Annotated in this window: 13 protein-coding genes; 10 read left to right on the forward strand and 3 right to left on the reverse strand. The window is 59.3% G+C overall.

Annotated features, from left to right (window positions below):
- Positions 1-8: 8 nt before the first annotated feature.
- On the reverse strand, positions 9-2,975 hold the full coding sequence (locus CYR32_RS04315) for an autotransporter family protein (protein ID WP_101822906.1): 2,967 nt from the start codon (positions 2,973-2,975) through the stop codon (positions 9-11).
- A 319-nt stretch (positions 2,976-3,294) separates the two neighbouring features.
- Positions 3,295-4,578 carry a citrate synthase gene (locus tag CYR32_RS04320; protein WP_101822908.1) on the reverse strand — a complete coding sequence of 428 codons (1,284 nt, stop codon included), beginning with the start codon at positions 4,576-4,578 and terminating at the stop codon, positions 3,295-3,297.
- 781 nt (positions 4,579-5,359) lie between these two features.
- Here CYR32_RS04320 and sdhC point away from each other — a divergent pair.
- The 8 genes from sdhC (at position 5,360) to sucD (ending at position 15,040) form a co-directional block, all read left to right on the forward strand.
- Positions 5,360-5,737, forward strand: coding sequence for a succinate dehydrogenase cytochrome b556 subunit (gene sdhC, locus CYR32_RS04325; RefSeq protein WP_072926221.1), 378 nt, complete (start codon positions 5,360-5,362; stop codon positions 5,735-5,737).
- Complete coding sequence (gene sdhD / locus CYR32_RS04330) at positions 5,731-6,078, forward strand: succinate dehydrogenase membrane anchor subunit (protein WP_101822910.1); 348 nt, start codon at positions 5,731-5,733, stop codon at positions 6,076-6,078. Before sdhC ends, sdhD begins: the two co-directional genes overlap by 7 nt.
- Entirely contained in the window at positions 6,079-7,845 is a 1,767-nt protein-coding gene (sdhA, locus tag CYR32_RS04335; RefSeq protein ID WP_101822912.1) for a succinate dehydrogenase flavoprotein subunit, read from the forward strand.
- A 28-nt stretch (positions 7,846-7,873) separates the two neighbouring features.
- Positions 7,874-8,590 carry a succinate dehydrogenase iron-sulfur subunit gene (locus CYR32_RS04340; RefSeq protein ID WP_101822914.1) on the forward strand — a complete coding sequence of 239 codons (717 nt, stop codon included), beginning with the start codon at positions 7,874-7,876 and terminating at the stop codon, positions 8,588-8,590.
- Between the two features lie 229 nt (positions 8,591-8,819).
- The gene (sucA, locus tag CYR32_RS04345) at positions 8,820-11,627 is read left to right on the forward strand and encodes a 2-oxoglutarate dehydrogenase E1 component (protein WP_101822916.1); all 2,808 of its coding nucleotides are present in this window, start codon (positions 8,820-8,822) and stop codon (positions 11,625-11,627) included.
- 16 nt (positions 11,628-11,643) lie between these two features.
- Positions 11,644-12,873 carry a 2-oxoglutarate dehydrogenase complex dihydrolipoyllysine-residue succinyltransferase gene (gene odhB / locus CYR32_RS04350; protein ID WP_101822918.1) on the forward strand — a complete coding sequence of 410 codons (1,230 nt, stop codon included), beginning with the start codon at positions 11,644-11,646 and terminating at the stop codon, positions 12,871-12,873.
- Positions 12,874-13,001: 128 nt separating this feature from the next.
- Entirely contained in the window at positions 13,002-14,168 is a 1,167-nt protein-coding gene (sucC, locus tag CYR32_RS04355; RefSeq protein ID WP_101822920.1) for an ADP-forming succinate--CoA ligase subunit beta, read from the forward strand.
- Positions 14,168-15,040, forward strand: coding sequence for a succinate--CoA ligase subunit alpha (sucD, locus tag CYR32_RS04360; RefSeq protein WP_101818046.1), 873 nt, complete (start codon positions 14,168-14,170; stop codon positions 15,038-15,040). The genes sucC and sucD overlap by 1 nt, the downstream gene beginning before the upstream one ends.
- Positions 15,041-15,202: 162 nt before the next feature.
- On the opposite strand, the gene CYR32_RS04365 is transcribed toward sucD, so the two are convergent.
- A complete protein-coding gene (locus tag CYR32_RS04365) occupies positions 15,203-16,840 on the reverse strand; it encodes a phosphatidylinositol-specific phospholipase C domain-containing protein (protein WP_101822922.1) in 1,638 nt (545 codons plus the stop codon).
- Between the two features lie 718 nt (positions 16,841-17,558).
- Between CYR32_RS04365 and cydA the strand changes: the two genes are divergently transcribed.
- Together cydA and cydB are read left to right on the forward strand one after the other, a co-directional pair.
- Positions 17,559-19,154, forward strand: a complete 1,596-nt coding sequence (cydA, locus tag CYR32_RS04370) for a cytochrome ubiquinol oxidase subunit I (RefSeq protein WP_101822924.1) — start codon at positions 17,559-17,561, stop codon at positions 19,152-19,154.
- A 12-nt stretch (positions 19,155-19,166) separates the two neighbouring features.
- On the forward strand, positions 19,167-20,306 hold the full coding sequence (cydB, locus tag CYR32_RS04375) for a cytochrome d ubiquinol oxidase subunit II (protein ID WP_101822926.1): 1,140 nt from the start codon (positions 19,167-19,169) through the stop codon (positions 20,304-20,306).
- Positions 20,307-20,316 lie beyond the last annotated feature (10 nt).

Below are 20,316 nucleotides of genomic sequence, written 5' to 3' on the forward strand. Positions count from 1 at the left end.
GGCAGGCATCAGAAGGCGATTTTCACCCCAATCATCCCGGCATAGCCGTCGCTCTGTTGGTCAAACGCCTGCTGGTAACGGAACTCCCCGTAGGCGCTGGCGCTGTCACTGAGGGTGGCCGCCACGCCCAGCCCGGTTTGCCAATAACTGTTGCTGAACCCGGTCTGGATCTGCTGTGAGCCGACGCGCACCACCGGTTCATCACCGATAAAGGTGGTGGCGTCCAGCGTCAGGTAGGGCTGCCAGTTGCCCATCTCACGGAAGAGGCGCAGCCCGGCGCGCGCTTCGCCGCTGCTCTGCGCCACGCCGGAGACGGCGCTGATCTCATCCCGGAAGCCGTCCAGGTGCAGATACTGGTATTTCAGTTGCAACTGCGGCTCCAGTTTTACCCGGTTGCCGAGGTCAAACGGCTTCCCGGCTTCAACCGAGGCCGCGACCCCCATCCCATGCTGGGCGCTGTGCCCGGCGCTGAAGTAGTCATTATGGATCGTGCTGAGCTGGCCAATGATGTCGACATAGCCGCCATCGTCAGCCTGTACGCTGTAGTAGCCGCCAAGGCTGTAAATCTCACTCTCAATGCGGCCGGTGGCCACCGAGAGTGCCGGGTTCAGCGCGCGGCGGCGGTCTTCGGCGTCAGTGCGCTGGCTGCCGAGCGTCAGCACCCACCCGGCGCGGGTGGTGGCCGAGCCGCTGCGGTCTTCATAGAGATCGTTGCCCAGCTGCACATAGCGGGTTTCGCTGTCATAACTGAAGCGGCCCGCGTCGAAATCCTGCTGCTGGTCAAACAGGCGCAGCCAGCTGCCGTCCAGGCGCGCCACATCACCGCCGGTGCGCTGGTGGTAGGTGCCGAGCGCATCGAACAGGTAGCGCTGGTTGAGTACCGGTGCCGCCAGGTAGCCCGGCACCTCTTCACGCCAGGGCACGTCGTCGGGGCCGGGTTGCGGGGCAGGGAGCGGGTCGTCTGCGGGTGTATCATCCGGCGGCACATCGTCCGGCGTCACCGGTTCCGCAGTAAACGTAGAGCGCAGATACCAGTCGTCAGCGTCCTGCCCGCCACCCTGATAGAGGAAATAGTCGTAGGCGTCCACCGCCACCCGCTGCCCCAGCGCGACGGTGGCGTTGCTGCTGCCGTCCACCTGAATCACGTTGATGCCGTCGCCGGTGGTCAGCCCGCCGGAACCGCCGCGGTTATTGATGAACAGCCGGTAGTCGCCGCGCATCTCCCCGGTGACCACCAGCCGGTCGGTGGCGGTCTCGTTACCGGCCAGTGCCGCATTCAGCACCAGATTGCCGCCGCCGCTCAGGTCATGGGCGCGCAGGGTCGTATAACGATCGCCGCGGTGCTGCATGGCGATCGTGCCGCCGTTCAGCGCAAGCTGGTTGACGCGGCTGCTGTCTGTGACCGCCCACTGGCTGGTGGCGTCCAGGGTGAGCTGGTCAAGCGCCGGGGCAGCGCCCAGCCACTCTGACCCGTGGGTAAGACGCAGGGCGACATTGTTCTGTGCCGCCAGGGGATCAACCCGCACATCGCCGGTCAGGCGCGAATGGCCGTCCGCGTTAAGCGTGACCTCATCATGCACAAGATCGCCCGCCGCATTTTGGGCAACGTACGTCTCCAGCAAGATGCCGTTGCCGCCGGTAAGCCGGCTGCTGTTGGCGAGGTTGACGGTGATACCGCCGCCCAGGGCGAAGAGGGCCGATGCCTGGGCGCTCTGAAGGCGGCTGTTATCCAGCGTGACGGCAGTGGTAGCGGCGCGCAGGGCAGAATCATTGAGCATGGTGATGCCGTGGGCGTCGGCACCTTCGGCGGTAAGCTGGCTGTCGGTGAGGGTGATGGCGGCGTTGGCGTAGGTTTTTATCGCGTCAGCCTGGTTACCGGAAGCGCTGCCGGTCAGGGCGGTTGCCGTGATGCGGCTGTCGCCAAAGTTAAGCAGCAGGTTGCTGTTTTCGCCGGAGGTAGCGGCCGCCGCCCCATTTATTACCACGTCGCCGCCGCGTGCTGCGGCAATGGCGGCGCTGCGTTTACCGGCGGTGCTCAGCCGCAGATCGCGCGCCTCAGTGGTCGCTTCCGTGTAGAGCGCGTGTGAACTGCTCCCCAGCGTGGTGATGCGGCTGTTCTCTATCCTGAGCTGACCGCGGTTATCGATGGCGTGCCCGCCGCTGCCTTCGGTGGTCAGCGTCATGTCGGTGGCATCCATCTGTACGCTGTCATCCACCAGCCAGACGCCGTAACCGTTACCGGCGCGGATGCGGTAGTCACCGCCGTTGACCGTGACCCGGCTGTTGCCGCTGGCGTTGATCAGGTAGCTGGGCTGGCCGTCGGCCGCGCCGTTGACCTCGGCGGTCAAATCGTTCAGCGTGAGCTGCCCCTGCTGGCTGTCAGTGCCCGAGACGTTAAACAGATCCACCGTACCCAGTGTATCGACCCGCAGCGTGCCGCCGTTGAACTGCGCCTGGGTGCCGACCACATCCACCACTTCCATCGTCGGGGCGCTGCCGCGCGCGCTGTTGTCCACCGTGATGTGCAGGTTGTCGGCGCTCAGGGACGCACCCCGCTTTATTTGCAGTGCCGAAGTGCCGTCACGCATCGAAATAAGCGAGCCGGTGAGCGCCGCCGTGACATTCCCGGCAAGTTCAATGCCTTTGGCTAATTCCGCATTGATATTGATGGTGATATTTTCTGCCGTCAGCAGGGTAGGCGGCAGGTTATTTTCCCCGTCGGCGGCGATGCCTTTCCCTATTTTTCCGTCTACCGTCAGGGTGCTGTCGGTGAGGGTGAGTTGGCTGCCGTTACTCAGGGTGACGGCATTACCGCTGTCGCTATAAATATCCGCGCCTTTCAGGGTATGGGGTGCGCCGTCATTAATGATGCGCGGGCTGCGATCCTCCGCCCAGGCAGCGGCCAGCGGGGGCAGGCTGCAGAGCAGCCCGGCAATGACGGTTTTACGAAACAGGGGGCGGGGTCGGTTACGCATTTTTCTTCCTGAAAGCCGGCGTGAATAAAAAACACCCCACCGCAAAGGGGCGACGGGCAGGGTGCGTAAAAGGCGGGAAAATAGAGGGGCGGGAAGGGGTTTTCAACCCTTTTCTTATTCCCTGACGTAACGTCAGGCTTAGGTATTGAATAAGAAATGGTTAAGAAAAATATGGATTTCGCGAATAGTTAAATTCTATTCACAATATAAATAATGCAAAGGAAAAGAGGAGCTGAAAATAATTAATTTCCGCTGCCCAGACGAAAAAAAAACCGGGATGCCCAAGCATCCCGGTTGAGGTAGTACGCCGTGCAGGCGGTTATTTTTTCAGCTGGCTTTTGAAGTCGCGCTGATCGTAACCGGTGTAGAGCTGGCGCGGACGGGCGATTTTGATGCCGTCCTGGTGCATTTCGTTCCAGTGCGCAATCCAGCCGATGGTACGTGCCATCGCGAAGATCACGGTGAACATCGAGGACGGGATTTTCATCGCTTTCAGGATGATGCCGGAGTAGAAATCGACGTTCGGGTAGAGTTTGCGCTCGATGAAGTACGGGTCGTTCAGCGCGATGTGCTCCAGCTCCATGGCGACTTCCAGCAGGTCGTCTTTCATGTTCAGCTCGTTGAGCACTTCATGGCAGGTTTCACGCATCACGGTGGCACGCGGGTCGTAGTTCTTGTAGACGCGGTGGCCGAAGCCCATCAGGCGGAACGAGTCGTTTTTGTCTTTCGCGCGGCGCACGAATTCCGGGATGTGCTCCACGGTGTTGATCTCTTCCAGCATCTTCAGGCAGGCTTCGTTCGCGCCGCCGTGGGCAGGCCCCCACAGCGAGGCGATGCCCGCCGCGATACAGGCGAACGGGTTCGCGCCGCTGGAACCGGCGGTACGCACGGTAGAGGTGGAGGCGTTCTGCTCATGGTCTGCGTGCAGGATCAGGATGCGGTCCATGGCGCGTTCCAGCACCGGGTTCACCTTGTACTCTTCGCACGGGGTGGCGAACATCATGTGCAGGAAGTTACCGGCGTAGGAGAGGTCGTTACGCGGGTACACAAACGGCTGGCCGATGGAGTATTTGTAGCACATCGCGGCCACGGTCGGCATTTTCGACAGCAGGCGGAAGGCCGCAATCTCACGGTGGCGCTCATTTTCCACGTCGATGGAGTCGTGGTAGAAGGCTGCCAGCGCACCGGTCACGCCGCACAGCACCGCCATCGGGTGCGAGTCACGGCGGAAGCCGTGGAACAGGCGGGTGATCTGCTCATGCACCATGGTATGGCGGGTCACGGTGGTACGGAATTCGTCAAACTGCGCTTTGGTCGGCGCTTCGCCGTACAGCAGGATATAGCTCACTTCCAGATAGTTGGACTCTTGCGCCAGCTGGTCAATCGGGAAGCCGCGGTGCAGCAGAACACCCTCATCGCCGTCGATGTAGGTGATTTTGGATTCACAGGATGCGGTGGAGGTGAAACCAGGATCGAAGGTAAACAGCCCCTGGGAACCCAGCTTGCGGATATCAATCTCCTCCTGACCCAGGGTGCCGGAAAGCACGTCCAGTTCAATCGGGTCACTGCCCTCCAGGGTCAGTGTCGCTTTCTTATCAGCCATTTTACTGTCTCCTTAGCGCCTTATTATTAAAATCTGTCACAACCGGGCTGTCAGCGCCGGCAGATGCCGGCCACGTGCCGCAACGGAGCATGAGCGGCTGTAAAAGAGGAGGGTACAGCGTTCATGACGAGCAGCTTACGGTGTTACGCCTGGGGGGCGGCCCTTTGTTAAAGACCAGTAAAAGGACAGACCAATAAAAGGCGGACAAGCTGCATTCCGGGTTGTTAACGACTCGGTAGATCTTGGGTAACCGGATTCATCACCCTACGGCATCACCTTATGACCTATCGCGCCGCCTGCCGTTAAATCAAGTGCAGCCGCTACAGGTTTTTCACATAACAAGCGAATTTTCGCAAAGTCTACCCGCTTTTTGCAAAGTACACTGTTGCATATCTTATGCTCCCAGGGAAGTACCGATCTGAGAAGCCTGATGTCGTCGGGGAGTGGGCATGCCTATTTGTAATAGAAATGTTGATCTATTGTCAAACTAGATAATTAATTTTGTATCTTTTGTGAATTTTGTGGCGCAGATCACTGTTTTGGGGAAATGTGACCAAAGGGTTTGTGTGGCAATTGTAATGAGAATGTGAACGACCTATACTGCCGCCAGGTCTCCGGAACACCCTGAAGTAGGAGCACCCAGCGTTAATAAGACCGCGCCGTTTAAGCACAGTGGATGTTGATGTTTGAGCGCGTGACGTGAAGGGCCAAGGCTCTTAACGCTGTCTGATCCCACCCAGGCCGGAGGAAGGAAAATAATAAGAGCTGTGTGGGCTAATCCGTGAAAAAACAAAGACCTGTCAACCTGGATCTGCAAACGATCCGGTTCCCCGTTACTGCGATAGCGTCAATTTTACACCGAGTCTCTGGCGTAATCACCTTCGTTGCGGTGGGTATCCTCCTCTGGCTTCTGGGCATTTCCCTCTCCTCTGAGGAAGGGTTTATGCAGGCAGCGGCCATTATGAATAGCGGGTTCGTTAAATTCATATTTTGGGGAATCCTGACTGCGCTTGCCTATCACATCTGCGGTGGCATCCGTCACTTGTTAATGGATTTTGGCATGATCGAAGAGAGTTTGGCCGCCGGTACCCGCTCAGCCTACGTGGCGATAGGGCTGACCGTCGTGCTGTCAATTCTGGCTGGAGTTTTGGTATGGTAAGCAATGTCTCAGCATTAGGGCGCAACGGCGTGCACGACTGGCTTCTGATTCGTGCCTCAGCCATCATTATCACCCTGTATATCATCTACCTGTTGGGCTTCGTGCTCATCGCCCCCCCGATTACGTTTGCCGTCTGGCACGATTTCTTCGCCTCCCCGGTCACGAAAGTATTCACCCTGCTGGCGCTGTTTTCGACCCTGGTTCACGCCTGGATCGGCATGTGGCAGGTATTAACGGACTATATGAAACCCTTCGCCTACCGACTGATGGTGCATTTCGCCGTGGTCGTGGCGCTGCTGGCTTACTTAATTTATGGATCTATCGTGGTGTGGGGAGTGTAAATGAATCTGCCGGTCAGAACGTTTGATGCAGTGGTGGTAGGCGCCGGCGGTGCCGGTATGCGCGCCGCCCTGCAAATTTCACAAATGGGCCTCTCCTGTGCCCTGGTTTCCAAAGTCTTCCCAACCCGCTCCCACACGGTATCTGCACAGGGCGGCATTACTGTCGCGCTGGGCAACAGCCATGAGGACAACTGGGAATGGCACATGTATGACACCGTCAAAGGCTCCGACTACATCGGTGACCAGGACGCCATCGAATATATGTGCAAAACCGGCCCGGAAGCGATTCTGGAGCTGGAACACATGGGCCTGCCGTTCTCCCGCCTGGATGACGGCCGCGTCTACCAGCGCCCGTTCGGCGGCCAGTCCAAGAATTTCGGCGGTGAGCAGGCGGCGCGTACCGCGGCGGCCGCTGACCGTACCGGCCATGCGCTGCTGCATACCCTTTATCAGCAGAACCTGAAAAACGGCACCACCATCTTCTCCGAGTGGTATGCGCTGGATCTGGTGAAAAACCAGGACGGCGACGTGCTGGGCTGTACCGCCATCTGCATCGAATCCGGTGAAGTGGTCTACTTCAAGGCGAAAGCCACGGTGCTGGCCACCGGCGGCGCGGGCCGTATCTACCAGTCCACCACCAACGCCCACATCAACACCGGTGACGGCGTCGGCATGGCGCTGCGCGCCGGGGTGCCGGTGCAGGACATGGAGATGTGGCAGTTCCACCCGACCGGCATCGCCGGGGCCGGGGTACTGGTCACCGAAGGGTGCCGCGGCGAAGGCGGTTACCTGCTGAATAAAGATGGCGAGCGCTTTATGGAGCGTTACGCGCCGAATGCCAAAGACCTGGCCGGCCGTGACGTGGTGGCGCGTTCCATCATGATTGAAATCCGCGAAGGCCGCGGCTGTGACGGCCCGTGGGGCCCGCACGCCAAGCTGAAGCTCGACCACCTCGGCAAAGATGTGCTGGAGTCCCGCCTGCCGGGCATCCTGGAGCTTTCCCGCACCTTCGCCCACGTTGACCCGGTGAAAGAGCCGATTCCGGTGATCCCGACCTGCCACTACATGATGGGCGGTATCCCGACTAAGGTCACCGGCCAGGCGCTGCGCCTGAATGCCAAGGGTGAAGATGAGGTGATCCCGGGGCTGTTCGCGGTGGGCGAAATCGCCTGCGTCTCGGTACACGGTGCCAACCGCCTCGGCGGCAACTCACTGCTCGACCTGGTGGTGTTCGGCCGTGCGGCCGGGATGCACCTCCAGGAGTCACTGATGGAGCAGGGCACGCTGCGCGATGCCACCAACGACGACATCGACGTCGCCCTTGAGCGCCTCAACCGCTGGAACACCACCCGTTCCGGTGAAGACCCGGTGGAGATCCGCAAGGCGCTGCAGGCCTGTATGCAGAATAACTTCTCGGTGTTCCGTGAAGGTGACGCGATGGCGAAAGGGCTGGAAGAGCTGCGGGGTATCCGCGAGCGGCTGAAAAATGCGCGCCTCGACGACACCTCCAGCGAATTCAACACCCAGCGCATCGAGTGCCTGGAGCTGGATAACCTGATGGAGACCGCGTTCTCCACTGCCGTGTCCGCCAATTTCCGTACCGAGAGCCGCGGCGCGCACAGCCGCTTCGACTTCCCGGACCGTGATGATGAGAACTGGTTGTGCCACACGCTCTATGAGCCGCAAACCGAGAGCATGACCCGTCGTCAAGTGAACATGCAGCCGACACTGCGCCCGGCCTTCCCGCCGAAAGCGCGTACTTACTAGTCAGCAGCATGTTGCGCAGGAGCCAGAGATGAAACTTGAATTTTCGATTTACCGCTACAACCCGGACGTCGATGCCGCGCCCCACATGAAAGACTACGTGCTCGAGGCCGAAGAGGGCCGCGACATGATGCTGCTGGACGCGCTGATCCAGCTCAAGGAGCAGGACCCGTCCCTGACGTTCCGCCGCTCCTGCCGTGAGGGGGTCTGCGGCTCTGACGGCCTCAACATGAACGGCAAAAACGGCCTGGCCTGTATCACGCCGATCTCCGCGCTGCGCAACGGCAGCAAGAAGATTGTGATCCGCCCTTTGCCCGGCCTGCCGGTGATCCGCGATCTGGTCGTGGACATGGGACAATTCTATAAGCAGTATGAGAGAATTAAGCCTTACCTGTTGAATGATGGGCAGAATCCGCCGGCGCGTGAGTACCTGCAAACGCCGGACCAGCGGGAAAAACTCGATGGCCTCTACGAGTGCATCCTGTGCGCCTGCTGCTCGACCTCCTGCCCGTCGTTCTGGTGGAACCCGGACAAGTTCGTCGGCCCGGCCGGTCTGCTGGCGGCTTACCGCTTCCTGATCGACAGCCGCGACACCGAGACCCAGGCGCGCCTGGACGACCTGGACGACGCCTTCAGCGTGTTCCGCTGCCACAGCATCATGAACTGTGTCAGTGTTTGTCCGAAAGGGCTGAACCCGACCAAGGCGATCGGGCATATCAAGTCTATGCTGTTACAACGCGGCGCGTAAGCACCGCGATGCCGGGGGCCTGCGGGTTCCCGGCGGTTTTACCGCACCGGGCCGCGCCCGGCAGAGGCGGCAGAAACCTTTGAAAGCGGCCGCGCAGACCGTTTTCAAAGGTTCCTTTACGGGCCATCCGCTCGTACCGCATGAACCGTAATCCGGCACACCGTTATACGGCACAACGATGTATGTTAACCACGGCGAAAACTAAAGCTACAAAGCTTAAGGGATCATGATGCAGAACGGCGCAATGAAGGCCTGGCTGGATTCCTCCTATCTGGCGGGCGCGAACCAGTCTTACATAGAGCAGCTCTATGAAGACTTCTTAACCGATCCGGGCTCCGTAGAAGATAGCTGGCGTTCTATTTTCCAACAGCTACCCACCGCGGGTGTCAAACCCGATCAGCTCCACTCAAAAACCCGGGATTACTTCCGCCGTCTGGCGAAGGATGCCTCCCGTTACTCCGCGGCGATCAACGATCCCGACACCGACGCCAAACAGGTGAAAGTGTTGCAGCTGATCAACGCCTTCCGCTTCCGCGGGCATCAGCAGGCTGATCTCGACCCCCTCGGGCTGTGGACGCGGGAAGAGGTGCCGGATCTTGACCCGGCCTACCACAACCTGACCGAAGCGGATTTCCAGGAGACGTTCAACGTCGGTTCCTTTGCCATCGGCAAAGAGACCATGCAGCTCGGCGAGCTGTACCAGGCGCTGAAACAGACCTATTGCGGCCCGATCGGCGCCGAATATATGCACATCACCAACACGGAAGAGAAACGCTGGATCCAGCAGCGCATCGAATCCGCGGTGGGCCGCGCCTCCTTCAGCAGCGATGAGAAAAAGCGCTTCCTGAAAGAGCTGACGGCAGCAGAAGGGCTGGAACGCTACCTGGGCGCGAAATTCCCGGGCGCGAAACGCTTCTCGCTGGAAGGCGGCGACGCGCTGGTGCCGATGCTCAAAGAGATGATCCGCCACGCCGGTAAAAACGGCACCCGTGAAGTGGTGCTGGGCATGGCGCACCGCGGCCGCCTGAACGTGCTGATTAACGTGCTGGGCAAAAAGACCGAAGAGCTGTTTGACGAGTTCGCCGGTAAGCACAAAGAGCACCTCGGCACCGGTGACGTGAAATACCACATGGGCTTCTCCTCCGACGTGGAAACCGAAGGCGGCATGGTGCACCTCGCCCTGGCCTTCAACCCGTCGCACCTGGAGATTGTCAGCCCGGTGGTGATGGGCTCTGTGCGCGCCCGCCGCGACCGCCTCGACGAAGGCCGCAGCAACATGGTCTTGCCGATCACCATCCACGGTGACGCCGCCATCGCCGGGCAGGGCGTGGTTCAGGAAACCCTGAACATGTCCCAGGCGCGCGGCTACGAAGTGGGCGGCACGGTACGCATCGTGATCAACAACCAGGTGGGCTTCACCACCTCGAACCCACAAGATGCGCGCTCCACCGAATACTGTACTGACATCGCGAAAATGGTGCAGGCACCGATTTTCCACGTGAATGCGGATGACCCGGAAGCGGTGGCCTTTGTCACCCGCCTGGCGTTGGATTTCCGTAACACCTTCAAGCGTGACGTGATGATCGATCTGGTGTGCTACCGCCGCCACGGCCATAACGAAGCGGATGAGCCGAGCGCGACCCAGCCGCTGATGTACGCCAAGATCAAGAAGCACCCGACGCCGCGCAAACTCTATGCGGATCGCCTGAGCGAGACGCAGGTTGCCAGCCTGGAAGATGCCACGGAAATGATCAACCTCTACCGTGACGCGCTGGACCGCGGCGACTGTGTGGTGGAAGAGTGGCGTCCGATGAACATGCACTCCTTTACCTGGTCGCCGTACCTCAACCACGAGTGGGATGAACCCTACCCGAGCACCGTTGAGATGAAGCGCCTGCAGGAGCTGGCCCGCCGCATCAGCACCATCCCGGAAGGGATTGAGGTGCAGTCGCGCGTCGCCAAAATCTACAACGACCGCAAAGAGATGGCCGAAGGCAACAAAGCTTTTGACTGGGGCGGCGCGGAGAACCTGGCTTACGCCACGCTGGTGGACGAAGGGGTGCCGGTGCGCCTGTCGGGTGAAGACAGCGGCCGCGGCACCTTCTTCCACCGCCATGCGGTAGTGCACAACCAGAAAAACGGCGCCGTCTATGTGCCGCTGGCCAACATCCACAACAGCCAGGGCGAATTCCGCGTCTGGGACTCCGTGCTGTCGGAAGAGGCCGTGCTGGCGTTTGAATATGGCTACGCTACCGCAGAGCCGCGCACCCTGACCATCTGGGAAGCGCAGTTCGGTGACTTCGCCAACGGCGCGCAGGTGGTGATCGACCAGTTCATCAGCTCCGGCGAGCAGAAATGGGGCCGGATGTGCGGCCTGGTGATGCTGCTGCCGCACGGCTACGAAGGGCAGGGGCCGGAGCACTCCTCCGCACGCCTCGAGCGCTACCTCCAGCTCTGCGCTGAGCAGAATATGCAGGTGTGCGTGCCGTCAACCCCGGCACAGGTTTACCACATGCTGCGTCGCCAGGCGCTGCGCGGGATGCGCCGCCCGCTGATCGTGATGTCGCCGAAATCCCTGCTGCGCCACCCGCTGGCGGTCTCCAGCCTGGATGAGCTGGCGAACGGCACCTTCGAACCGGCCATCGGTGAAGTGGATGCGCTCGACCCGAAACAGGTTAAACGTGTGGTGATGTGCTCCGGGAAGGTCTACTACGACCTGCTGGAACAGCGCCGCAAAAACGAGCAGACCGATGTGGCGATTATCCGCATCGAGCAGCTCTATCCGTTCCCGCATCAGGCAGTGCAGGCGGTACTGGCGCAGTATGCCCACGTACACGACTTCGTCTGGTGCCAGGAAGAGCCGCTGAACCAGGGTGCCTGGTACTGCAGCCAGCACAACTTCCGTGAGGTGATTCCTTTCGGGGCTTCTTTACGTTACGCCGGGCGTGCGGCTTCTGCTTCGCCGGCCGTGGGCTATATGTCCGTTCACCAGAAGCAGCAACAAGATCTGGTTAATGACGCGCTGAACGTTGATTAATACATAAGGATAGATAATGAGTAGCGTAGATATTCTGGTTCCTGACCTCCCTGAATCGGTCGCGGATGCTACCGTGGCCACCTGGCACAAAAAACCGGGTGATACCGTCGCGCGCGATGAAGTGCTGGTAGAAATCGAAACCGATAAAGTGGTGCTGGAAGTGCCGGCCTCTGAGGCGGGCATTCTGGACAGCGTACTGGAAGATGAAGGCGCCACCGTGACCTCGCGTCAGATCCTGGCGCGCCTGCGCCCGGGCAACAGCAGCGGCAAGCCGAGCGAAGAGAAGAGCCAGGCCAAGGAGCCGACCCCGGCCCAGCGCCAGACGGCAAGCCTGGAAGAGGAGAGCAACGACGCCCTCAGCCCGGCCATCCGCCGCCTGATCGCCGAACATAACCTCGATGCCTCCGCCATTAAAGGCAGCGGCGTCGGTGGCCGTCTGACCCGTGAAGACGTTGAGCAGTTCCTGGCGAAAGCCCGCGCTGACCAGCCGGCCGCCAAAGCGCCGGAAAGCGCCCCGGCCGCCAGCCCGGCCCCGGCCCTGGGCGGCCGCAGTGAAAAACGCGTCCCGATGACCCGCCTGCGCAAACGCGTGGCCGAGCGTCTGCTGGAGGCGAAAAACAGCACTGCGATGCTGACCACCTTCAACGAAATCAACATGAAGCCGATCATGGATCTGCGCAAGCAGTACGGCGAAGCGTTTGAAAAACGCCACGGCGTGCGCCTGGGCTTCATGTCCTTCTACCTGAAAGCGGTCGTGGAAGCGCTGAAACGCTTCCCGGAAGTCAACGCCTCGATCGACGGCGAAGATGTGGTTTACCACAACTACTTCGACATCAGTATTGCCGTCTCCACGCCGCGCGGCCTGGTCACCCCGGTACTGCGTGATGTGGATACGCTGGGCATGGCAGACATCGAGAAGAGCATCAAAGAGCTGGCGGTGAAAGGGCGTGACGGCAAGCTGAAAGTGGAAGAGCTGACCGGCGGTAACTTCACCATCACCAACGGCGGGGTCTTCGGGTCACTGATGTCTACGCCGATCATCAACCCGCCGCAGAGCGCCATCCTGGGGATGCACGCCATCAAAGATCGCCCGATGGCGGTCAATGGCCAGGTGGTTATCCTGCCGATGATGTATCTGGCGCTCTCTTACGATCACCGCCTGATCGACGGCCGCGAGTCCGTGGGCTTCCTGGTGACGATCAAAGAGATGCTGGAAGATCCGTCCCGCCTGCTGCTGGACGTCTAAGCCATTGCCGGGCACCGTGCGCGGTGCCCGATAACGTACACATGGTCGTGCCATGGCCCGGTACGCGGAATGTCCGCGGTGGGTCAGGGGGGCGGCTGAGTCTTTCAGACCTGAATGGATAGAACATCATGAACTTACACGAGTATCAGGCAAAACAACTTTTTGCACGGTATGGCCTGCCTGCGCCGACCGGTTATGCCTGCACGACCCCGCGTGAAGCGGAAGAGGCGGCCTCCAAAATTGGTGCCGGCCCGTGGGTGGTAAAGTGCCAGGTACATGCCGGCGGCCGCGGTAAAGCGGGCGGCGTTAAAGTCGTGAAAAGCAAGGAAGAGATCCGCGCTTTCGCTGAGCAGTGGCTGGGCAAAAAACTGGTGACCTACCAGACAGATGCCAACGGCCAGCCGGTTCACCAGATCCTGGTGGAAGCGGCAACCGACATCGAAAAAGAGCTGTACCTGGGTGCCGTGGTTGACCGCAGCTCCCGCCGCGTGGTGTTCATGGCGTCAACTGAAGGCGGCGTGGAAATTGAGAAAGTGGCGGAAGAGACCCCGCACCTGATCCACAAAATGGCCCTCGACCCGCTGACCGGCCCGCAGCCGTACCAGGGCCGCGAGCTGGCCTTCAAACTCGGCCTGACCGGCAAACAGGTTCAGCAGTTCACCAAGATCTTTATGGGTCTGGCGAATATCTTCCTGGAGCGCGACCTGGCGCTGATCGAGATCAACCCGCTGGTGATCACCAAGCAGGGCGACCTGATCTGCCTCGACGGCAAACTGGGCGCGGACGGCAATGCCCTGTTCCGCCAGCCGGAACTGCGTGAAATGCAGGACCCGAGCCAGGAAGATGCCCGTGAAGCCCATGCAGCCCAGTGGGAGCTGAACTACGTGGCGCTGGACGGTAACATCGGCTGTATGGTGAACGGCGCCGGTCTGGCGATGGGCACCATGGACATCGTGAAACTGCACGGCGGTGACCCGGCCAACTTCCTCGACGTCGGCGGCGGCGCGACCAAAGAGCGCGTGACCGAAGCGTTCAAAATCATCCTCTCTGACGAAAAAGTGAAAGCGGTCTTCGTCAACATCTTCGGCGGCATCGTGCGTTGCGACCTGATCGCAGACGGCATCATCGGTGCGGTTTCTGAAGTGGGTGTCAGCGTGCCGGTAGTGGTGCGTCTGGAAGGGAACAATGCCGAACTGGGTGCCCAGAAACTGGCAGAAAGCGGCCTGAATATTATTGCAGCGACCAGCCTGACGGATGCGGCGCAGCGCGTTGTTGCGGCAGTGGAGGGGAAATAATGTCCATTTTAATCAATAAAGAGACCAAAGTAATCTGTCAGGGCTTCACCGGCAGCCAGGGCACGTTCCACTCCGAGCAGGCGATCGCCTACGGAACCAAAATGGTCGGCGGCGTCACGCCGGGCAAAGGCGGCACCGAGCACCTCGGCCTGCCGGTGTTCAACACCGTGCGTGAAGCGGTTGAGCAGACCGGTGCCACCGCGTCTGTTATCTACGTACCGGCCCCGTTCTGTAAAGACTCTATCCTGGAAGCGCTGGATGCCGGCATTAAGCTGATCATCTGCATCACCGAAGGCATCCCGACGCTGGATATGCTGGTGGTGAAAGCCAAGCTGGAGCAGACTGACGCGCGCATGATCGGCCCGAACTGCCCGGGTGTGATCACCCCGGGTGAGTGCAAAATCGGCATCATGCCGGGCCACATCCACAAGCCGGGCAAAGTGGGCATCGTCTCCCGCTCCGGTACCCTGACCTATGAAGCGGTGAAACAGACCACGGATTACGGTTTCGGCCAGTCAAGCTGCGTCGGTATCGGCGGCGACCCGATCCCGGGCTCCAACTTCATCGACATTCTGAAGCTGTTCCAGGAAGACCCGCAGACCGAAGTGATCGTCATGATCGGTGAAATCGGCGGTAACGCGGAAGAAGAAGCGGCGGCGTACATCAAAGAGCACGTCACCAAGCCGGTGGTCGGCTACATCGCCGGTGTGACCGCGCCGAAAGGCAAACGCATGGGCCATGCCGGTGCGATCATCGCCGGCGGCAAAGGCACGGCGGATGACAAATTCGCCGCGCTGGAAGCAGCCGGTGTGAAAACCGTGCGCAGCCTGGCAGACATCGGCGAAGCGGTGAAATCCCTGCTGCCGAACTGAGCCGCACCCGCGCATAACCCATCAGGATAACCCGTTATCCCGATACAGAGGCCACCGTAAGGTGGCCTTTTTTATGGCAGAAAAAGCGGGATAAAGGGATAAGCGCCGCCGCAGGCCTGCCCCCGGGTGGGGGCAGGGGTACGGGCAGACGTCACGGGCAGGTCAATAAGCGGCGAGATTGCCATGGCCGGAGGCGCTGCTGTTGCTGTCCATGCTGGTCGATTGCTTGGTCACCGGCTGGAAATCGACCACCATGTTAAAGTGAGAGAGGTAGTTGCCCGGGATCGACTGGGCAGCGCTGATAATCTCTTCAGGTGCATCCGTCAATGCCGGCATGACAGGGGTGTCACCGTCACTCTGGCCGGAGGCCGTGGCCGCCGCACCGCTGGCTTTCTCCAGCGCAAAAGTCTGGTCAGCGCCTGGGGCATAGCAGGTGCGCAGAGACAGGCTGAGTTTATCGTCACTTAACGTCAGGCAACGCTGGGTGCCGGACAACCAGCTGCGCAGCCGGCCGCGATCGCCGCTCCATTTCTGATTGTTGCTCCCGCTGCAAGGCCAGAAAATGATCGACGCATTCTCTTTATTCTTACCGTCTTTAACGTCCAGGCATTGGTTGCCAAGTTTCAGCTGGTCATGTTCAAGGTGAATGCGCTGTTTCTCCGGCACCGGGCTGCCGCACCGTTCAACTATCGCTTTTGCCCCTTTCACATTCGGCGTGCTCCCTTGCGTGGCTACGCACTGGCCGGTGGATTTCAGCAACAATTGATGATGGGTAAAGTTATCCCGGTTTTTACTGATGATTGACTGAATCAGCCCTTTGCCGGGGAAGTCTGCGGCAATAATCCCGGTATCGGTAATATTATCGTTATTATTAAGGTAGTTTTTTGTTAACGTATTGGTGCCTTCAAAAGCGATGGTACAAATACCGATAAAACAGGAGACGCGGGGGAAGTCCGGGTAGCGATGTTTCCAGCCCGGCGTGGTCAGGCCGGTGGCGAGGCGACCCGCTGAGGTGCCGGCGCTGGAGTGGCCGCTGGCGACAAAATAGGGGAAGGAGCCGCCGGAGCCGCTCAGGTGGTTAATGGTAATGTTACTGTTCGTATTACTGCTGTTAATAAAGTCCTTTATCTTTTCCCATTTACTGTATTGAGACCAGTTGGTTTTCATCTGGTAATCATCTTGTTTAGCGATATCGCTAAAATTATACCCCTGCGCATTCCCGGATAAACCATCATAAATGACCACGATTTTTCCGCGCATCTCTCCCAGGGTTGGCTGTTTATTTCCCATAAAAGTCCGGGGGAATTTAAAGGCCTTATTGTATTTTTGGAAATAGGCATCCAGGGTTTCATTTATCGTGCGGGTATTATCAGCCGGCTTATGCTCCTCTTTAATCCGCATAAATACGGTTTCACTAGGGTTAGCCGCGAGGAATGCCGTGGTTTGCGAGAGCACATCATCAAAATTCAGATGCTGATAGACGGAGCCGTGGTGGATGGCAAAGTGGTTATCGATGTGGCGCACGCGGATATCCAGGTAGCGAATACCGGCGTTCAGCTGCTGGCTGATGGTCATCACCTGGTTAGCGATGGCGGCACCGCCATACCGGGAGCCGGAATCATGGGTGCCGGGAATGCTTAACCGGCCCAGCGGCGTGCTGTCTTCAATATCACTCATCCAGCGGGTGCGGGAATAGTCCATATAACTTGAGTCATGGCTATAACCGTCATCCTTATGGGCCTGTGCTGTTCCGCAAAGCATGGCCAGCAGCGGAATAGCCAGCAATGTAAATTTATTCATAAAACGTTATACCTTTAATTAACAGGGAGCGGGGGGAATATAAACGGGCGCGATTCTAAAAGCCCCCGATAATAGCGTCAATAAATAGCCGGTAAATACGCCGGGTTGGGATATTTTCCGCGTGATAATTGGGAACTCTTCCCTGAACTATTTATTATCTTATGGGTGAATAGCGGTTTTATTGACCATCTCATGCGGGATATAGTTGTTATCATTGTGTTTCGGTTTTTAACAATTCTAACAAGTAAAACCAAATTCAAGCGTTAAGAATGAAACTGGCAACAAAACTGATACAACGCAATTTTTTGTGTGGCACAAAAGTAAATGAATTGATTTTAATTGATTTAGATCAAGTTTCGTTATGCGCCTTATTTGCGAGAATTTGATCAGCTCAGAAAAAGTAAACAATCCTCAAAAAGGCCTATTTATTGTGAGGGTATAGCGGCGTACTATATCCGCGCTTAAAAGCCGCTGAGAAAAAACAGCACAGCGCTGTTAATAAAGCAGGAGAGTTAAAAAAGCAGGAGAGTTAAAAACGGTAAGTTTTTAATGACCCTGAATATCGTCTTTGTTGCCCGAAAGTCCTCCGCTTCCCGCGCCGGCAGGGGAGGGCGTTCCGGCAGCATTTTTTTGGGTACACACTGCGGGTTAACCGGTTTCGCTGCGGTGGCCTGCGCACCATGGGTTGAAGTCTTCCTGCGAGAGGCAAGGAGTCATTATGTTGGATGTTGTCGAGCTGTCACGTTTACAGTTTGCCCTCACAGCCATGTACCATTTCCTGTTTGTCCCGCTGACGCTCGGTATGGCGTTTCTGCTGGCGATCATGGAAACGGTGTATGTGCTGTCGGGCAAACAGATCTACAAAGATATGACCAAATTCTGGGGCAAGCTGTTTGCGGTCAACTTCGCCCTGGGGGTCGCAACCGGCCTGACCATGGAGTTCCAGTTCGGGACGAACTGGTCCTACTTTTCCCACTACGTCGGCGACATCTTTGGCGCGCCGCTGGCCATTGAAGGGCTGATGGCCTTTTTCCTGGAGTCCACACTGGTGGGCCTGTTCTTCTTTGGCTGGGATCGCCTGAGTAAAGTGCAGCACATGACGGTGACCTGGCTGGTGGCGCTCGGCTCCAACCTCTCGGCGCTCTGGATCCTGGTCGCCAATGGCTGGATGCAGAACCCGATCGCCTCGGAGTTCAACTACGAAACCATGCGTATGGAGATGGTCAGCTTCGCCGACCTGGTGTTCAACCCGGTAGCGCAGGTGAAGTTCGTGCATACCGTGGCGGCCGGTTACTGCACCGGCGCGATGTTCATCATGGGCATCAGCTCCTATTACCTGCTGAAAGGGCGCGATCTGGCGTTTGCCAAACGTTCCTTCGCCATTGCCGCCAGTTTCGGCATGGCGGCGGTGCTCTCGGTGATTGTGCTGGGGGATGAGTCCGGCTATGAGATGGGCGATGTGCAGAAGGTCAAACTGGCGGCGATTGAAGCGGAGTGGGAGACGCAGCCCGCGCCGGCTAATTTCACGCTGATCGGCCTGCCGGATCAGGACAATATGGAGAACCACTACAGCCTCCAGATCCCGTACCTGCTGGGCATCATTGCCACCCGCTCTGTGGATCAGCAGGTCACCGGCCTGCGTGAGCTGATGGGCCAGCATGAGCTGCGCATCCGTAACGGGATGAAAGCCTATTCGCTGCTGGAAGCGCTGCGCGCCGGTAACACCGACCCGGCAGTGCGCGAGGCGTTCAACCGCAGCAAGCAGGATCTCGGCTACGGCATGTTGCTCAAACGCTATACCGACACCATCACCGACGCCACCGACGAGCAGATTGCGCAGGCCACCAAAGACTCTATCCCACGGGTGGCTCCGCTTTACTTCTCGTTCCGCATTATGGTGGCCTGCGGCGTGATGATGCTGCTGGTGATCGGCGTCTCCTTTATTACCGTGCTGCGCGGGCGCATCGGCCGGATGCGCTGGCTGCACCGCGCCGCGCTCTACGCCATCCCGCTGCCGTGGATCGCCATCGAGTCCGGCTGGTTTGTGGCAGAGTATGGCCGCCAGCCCTGGGCGATTGGTGAGGTGCTGCCGACCGCGGTGGCGAACTCCTCCCTGACCGCCGGTGACATTCTTTTCTCGATGCTGTTGATCTGCGGCCTTTACACCCTGTTCCTGGTGATTGAAATGTACCTGATGTTCAAATTTGCCCGCCTGGGGCCGAGCAGCCTGAAGACCGGCCGCTACCACTTTGAACAGCCGGCGGTCGCCGAGCCGGTTCCCACCCTTATTGCCACCCAGCCGCAGGTTCAGTAAAGGAGCGCCACAATGTTTGATTACGAGGTATTGCGTGTTGTCTGGTGGGGGTTGATCGGTGTGCTGCTGATCGGCTTCGCCGTGACGGACGGGTTTGACATGGGGGTCGGGGTGCTGCTGCGCATCCTGGGCCGCACAGACACCGAGCGCCGGGTGATGATTAACGCCATCGCCCCGCACTGGGACGGCAACCAGGTGTGGCTGATCACCGCCGGCGGCGCGCTGTTCGCCGCCTGGCCGATGGTCTACGCCGCGGCGTTCTCCGGTTTCTACATCGCGATGATCCTGGTGCTCGCCGCGCTGTTTTTCCGCCCGCTCGGCTTTGACTACCGCGCCAAAGTGGATGACCGCCGCTGGCGCAACCTGTGGGACTGGGGCATCTTTATCGGCAGTTTTGTGCCGGCGCTGGTGTTCGGCGTGGCCTTCGGCAACCTGTTGCAGGGCGTACCCTTCCATGTGGATGCCTACCTGCGGCTCTTCTATACCGGCAACTTCTTCCAGCTGCTCAACCCCTTCGGCCTGCTGGCGGGCGTCGTCAGCCTGACGATGCTGGTGACGCAGGGCGCGGCCTACCTGCAGATGCGCACCACCGGCGAACTGCACCTGCGCGCACGGGCGGCAACGCAGCTCTCTGCGCTGGTGATGATGGTGGCCTTCCTGCTGGCGGGGATCTGGCTGGTCAACGGCATTGACGGCTATGTGGTGACCTCGGTGCTGGAGCACGGGGCGGAGTCTAACCCGCTGCGCAAAGAGGTCGCCCACCAGGCGGGGGCCTGGCTGGCGAACTTCAGCCAGCATCCGGGGCTGTGGGCGCTGCCGCTGCTGGGGGTGCTGCTGCCGCTGGTGACCATCCGGATGGCGCAACTGAACCGCAGCGCCTGGGCGTTTGTCAGTAACTCCCTGACCATCGCCTGCGTGATCCTCACCACCGGTGTCACGATGTTCCCGTTTGTGATGCCGTCCGTGACCGATCCAAACGCCAGCCTGACAATGTGGGATGCCACCTCCAGCCTGCTGACGCTGCGGGTCATGACAGTGGTGGCGATCATTTTTGTGCCCATCGTGCTGGGGTACACCAGCTGGGCTTACTACAAGATGTTTGGCCGGCTCGACAACGCCTACATCGACAACAACACCCATTCCCTCTATTAAGGAGTCTGCT

Source organism: Chimaeribacter coloradensis (genome assembly GCF_002858715.1).
Taxonomy (GTDB): domain Bacteria; phylum Pseudomonadota; class Gammaproteobacteria; order Enterobacterales; family Enterobacteriaceae; genus Chimaeribacter; species Chimaeribacter coloradensis.

Coding starts and splice junctions, on each gene's coding strand:
- CYR32_RS04315 (WP_101822906.1), bottom strand. CDS start 2,975: ATGCGTAACCGACCCCGCCCCCTGTTTCGTAAAACCGTCATTGCCGGG.
- CYR32_RS04320 (WP_101822908.1), bottom strand. CDS start 4,578: ATGGCTGATAAGAAAGCGACACTGACCCTGGAGGGCAGTGACCCGATT.
- sdhD (WP_101822910.1), top strand. CDS start 5,731: ATGGTAAGCAATGTCTCAGCATTAGGGCGCAACGGCGTGCACGACTGG.
- sdhA (WP_101822912.1), top strand. CDS start 6,079: ATGAATCTGCCGGTCAGAACGTTTGATGCAGTGGTGGTAGGCGCCGGC.
- CYR32_RS04340 (WP_101822914.1), top strand. CDS start 7,874: ATGAAACTTGAATTTTCGATTTACCGCTACAACCCGGACGTCGATGCC.
- sucA (WP_101822916.1), top strand. CDS start 8,820: ATGCAGAACGGCGCAATGAAGGCCTGGCTGGATTCCTCCTATCTGGCG.
- odhB (WP_101822918.1), top strand. CDS start 11,644: ATGAGTAGCGTAGATATTCTGGTTCCTGACCTCCCTGAATCGGTCGCG.
- sucC (WP_101822920.1), top strand. CDS start 13,002: ATGAACTTACACGAGTATCAGGCAAAACAACTTTTTGCACGGTATGGC.
- sucD (WP_101818046.1), top strand. CDS start 14,168: ATGTCCATTTTAATCAATAAAGAGACCAAAGTAATCTGTCAGGGCTTC.
- CYR32_RS04365 (WP_101822922.1), bottom strand. CDS start 16,840: ATGAATAAATTTACATTGCTGGCTATTCCGCTGCTGGCCATGCTTTGC.
- cydA (WP_101822924.1), top strand. CDS start 17,559: ATGTTGGATGTTGTCGAGCTGTCACGTTTACAGTTTGCCCTCACAGCC.
- cydB (WP_101822926.1), top strand. CDS start 19,167: ATGTTTGATTACGAGGTATTGCGTGTTGTCTGGTGGGGGTTGATCGGT.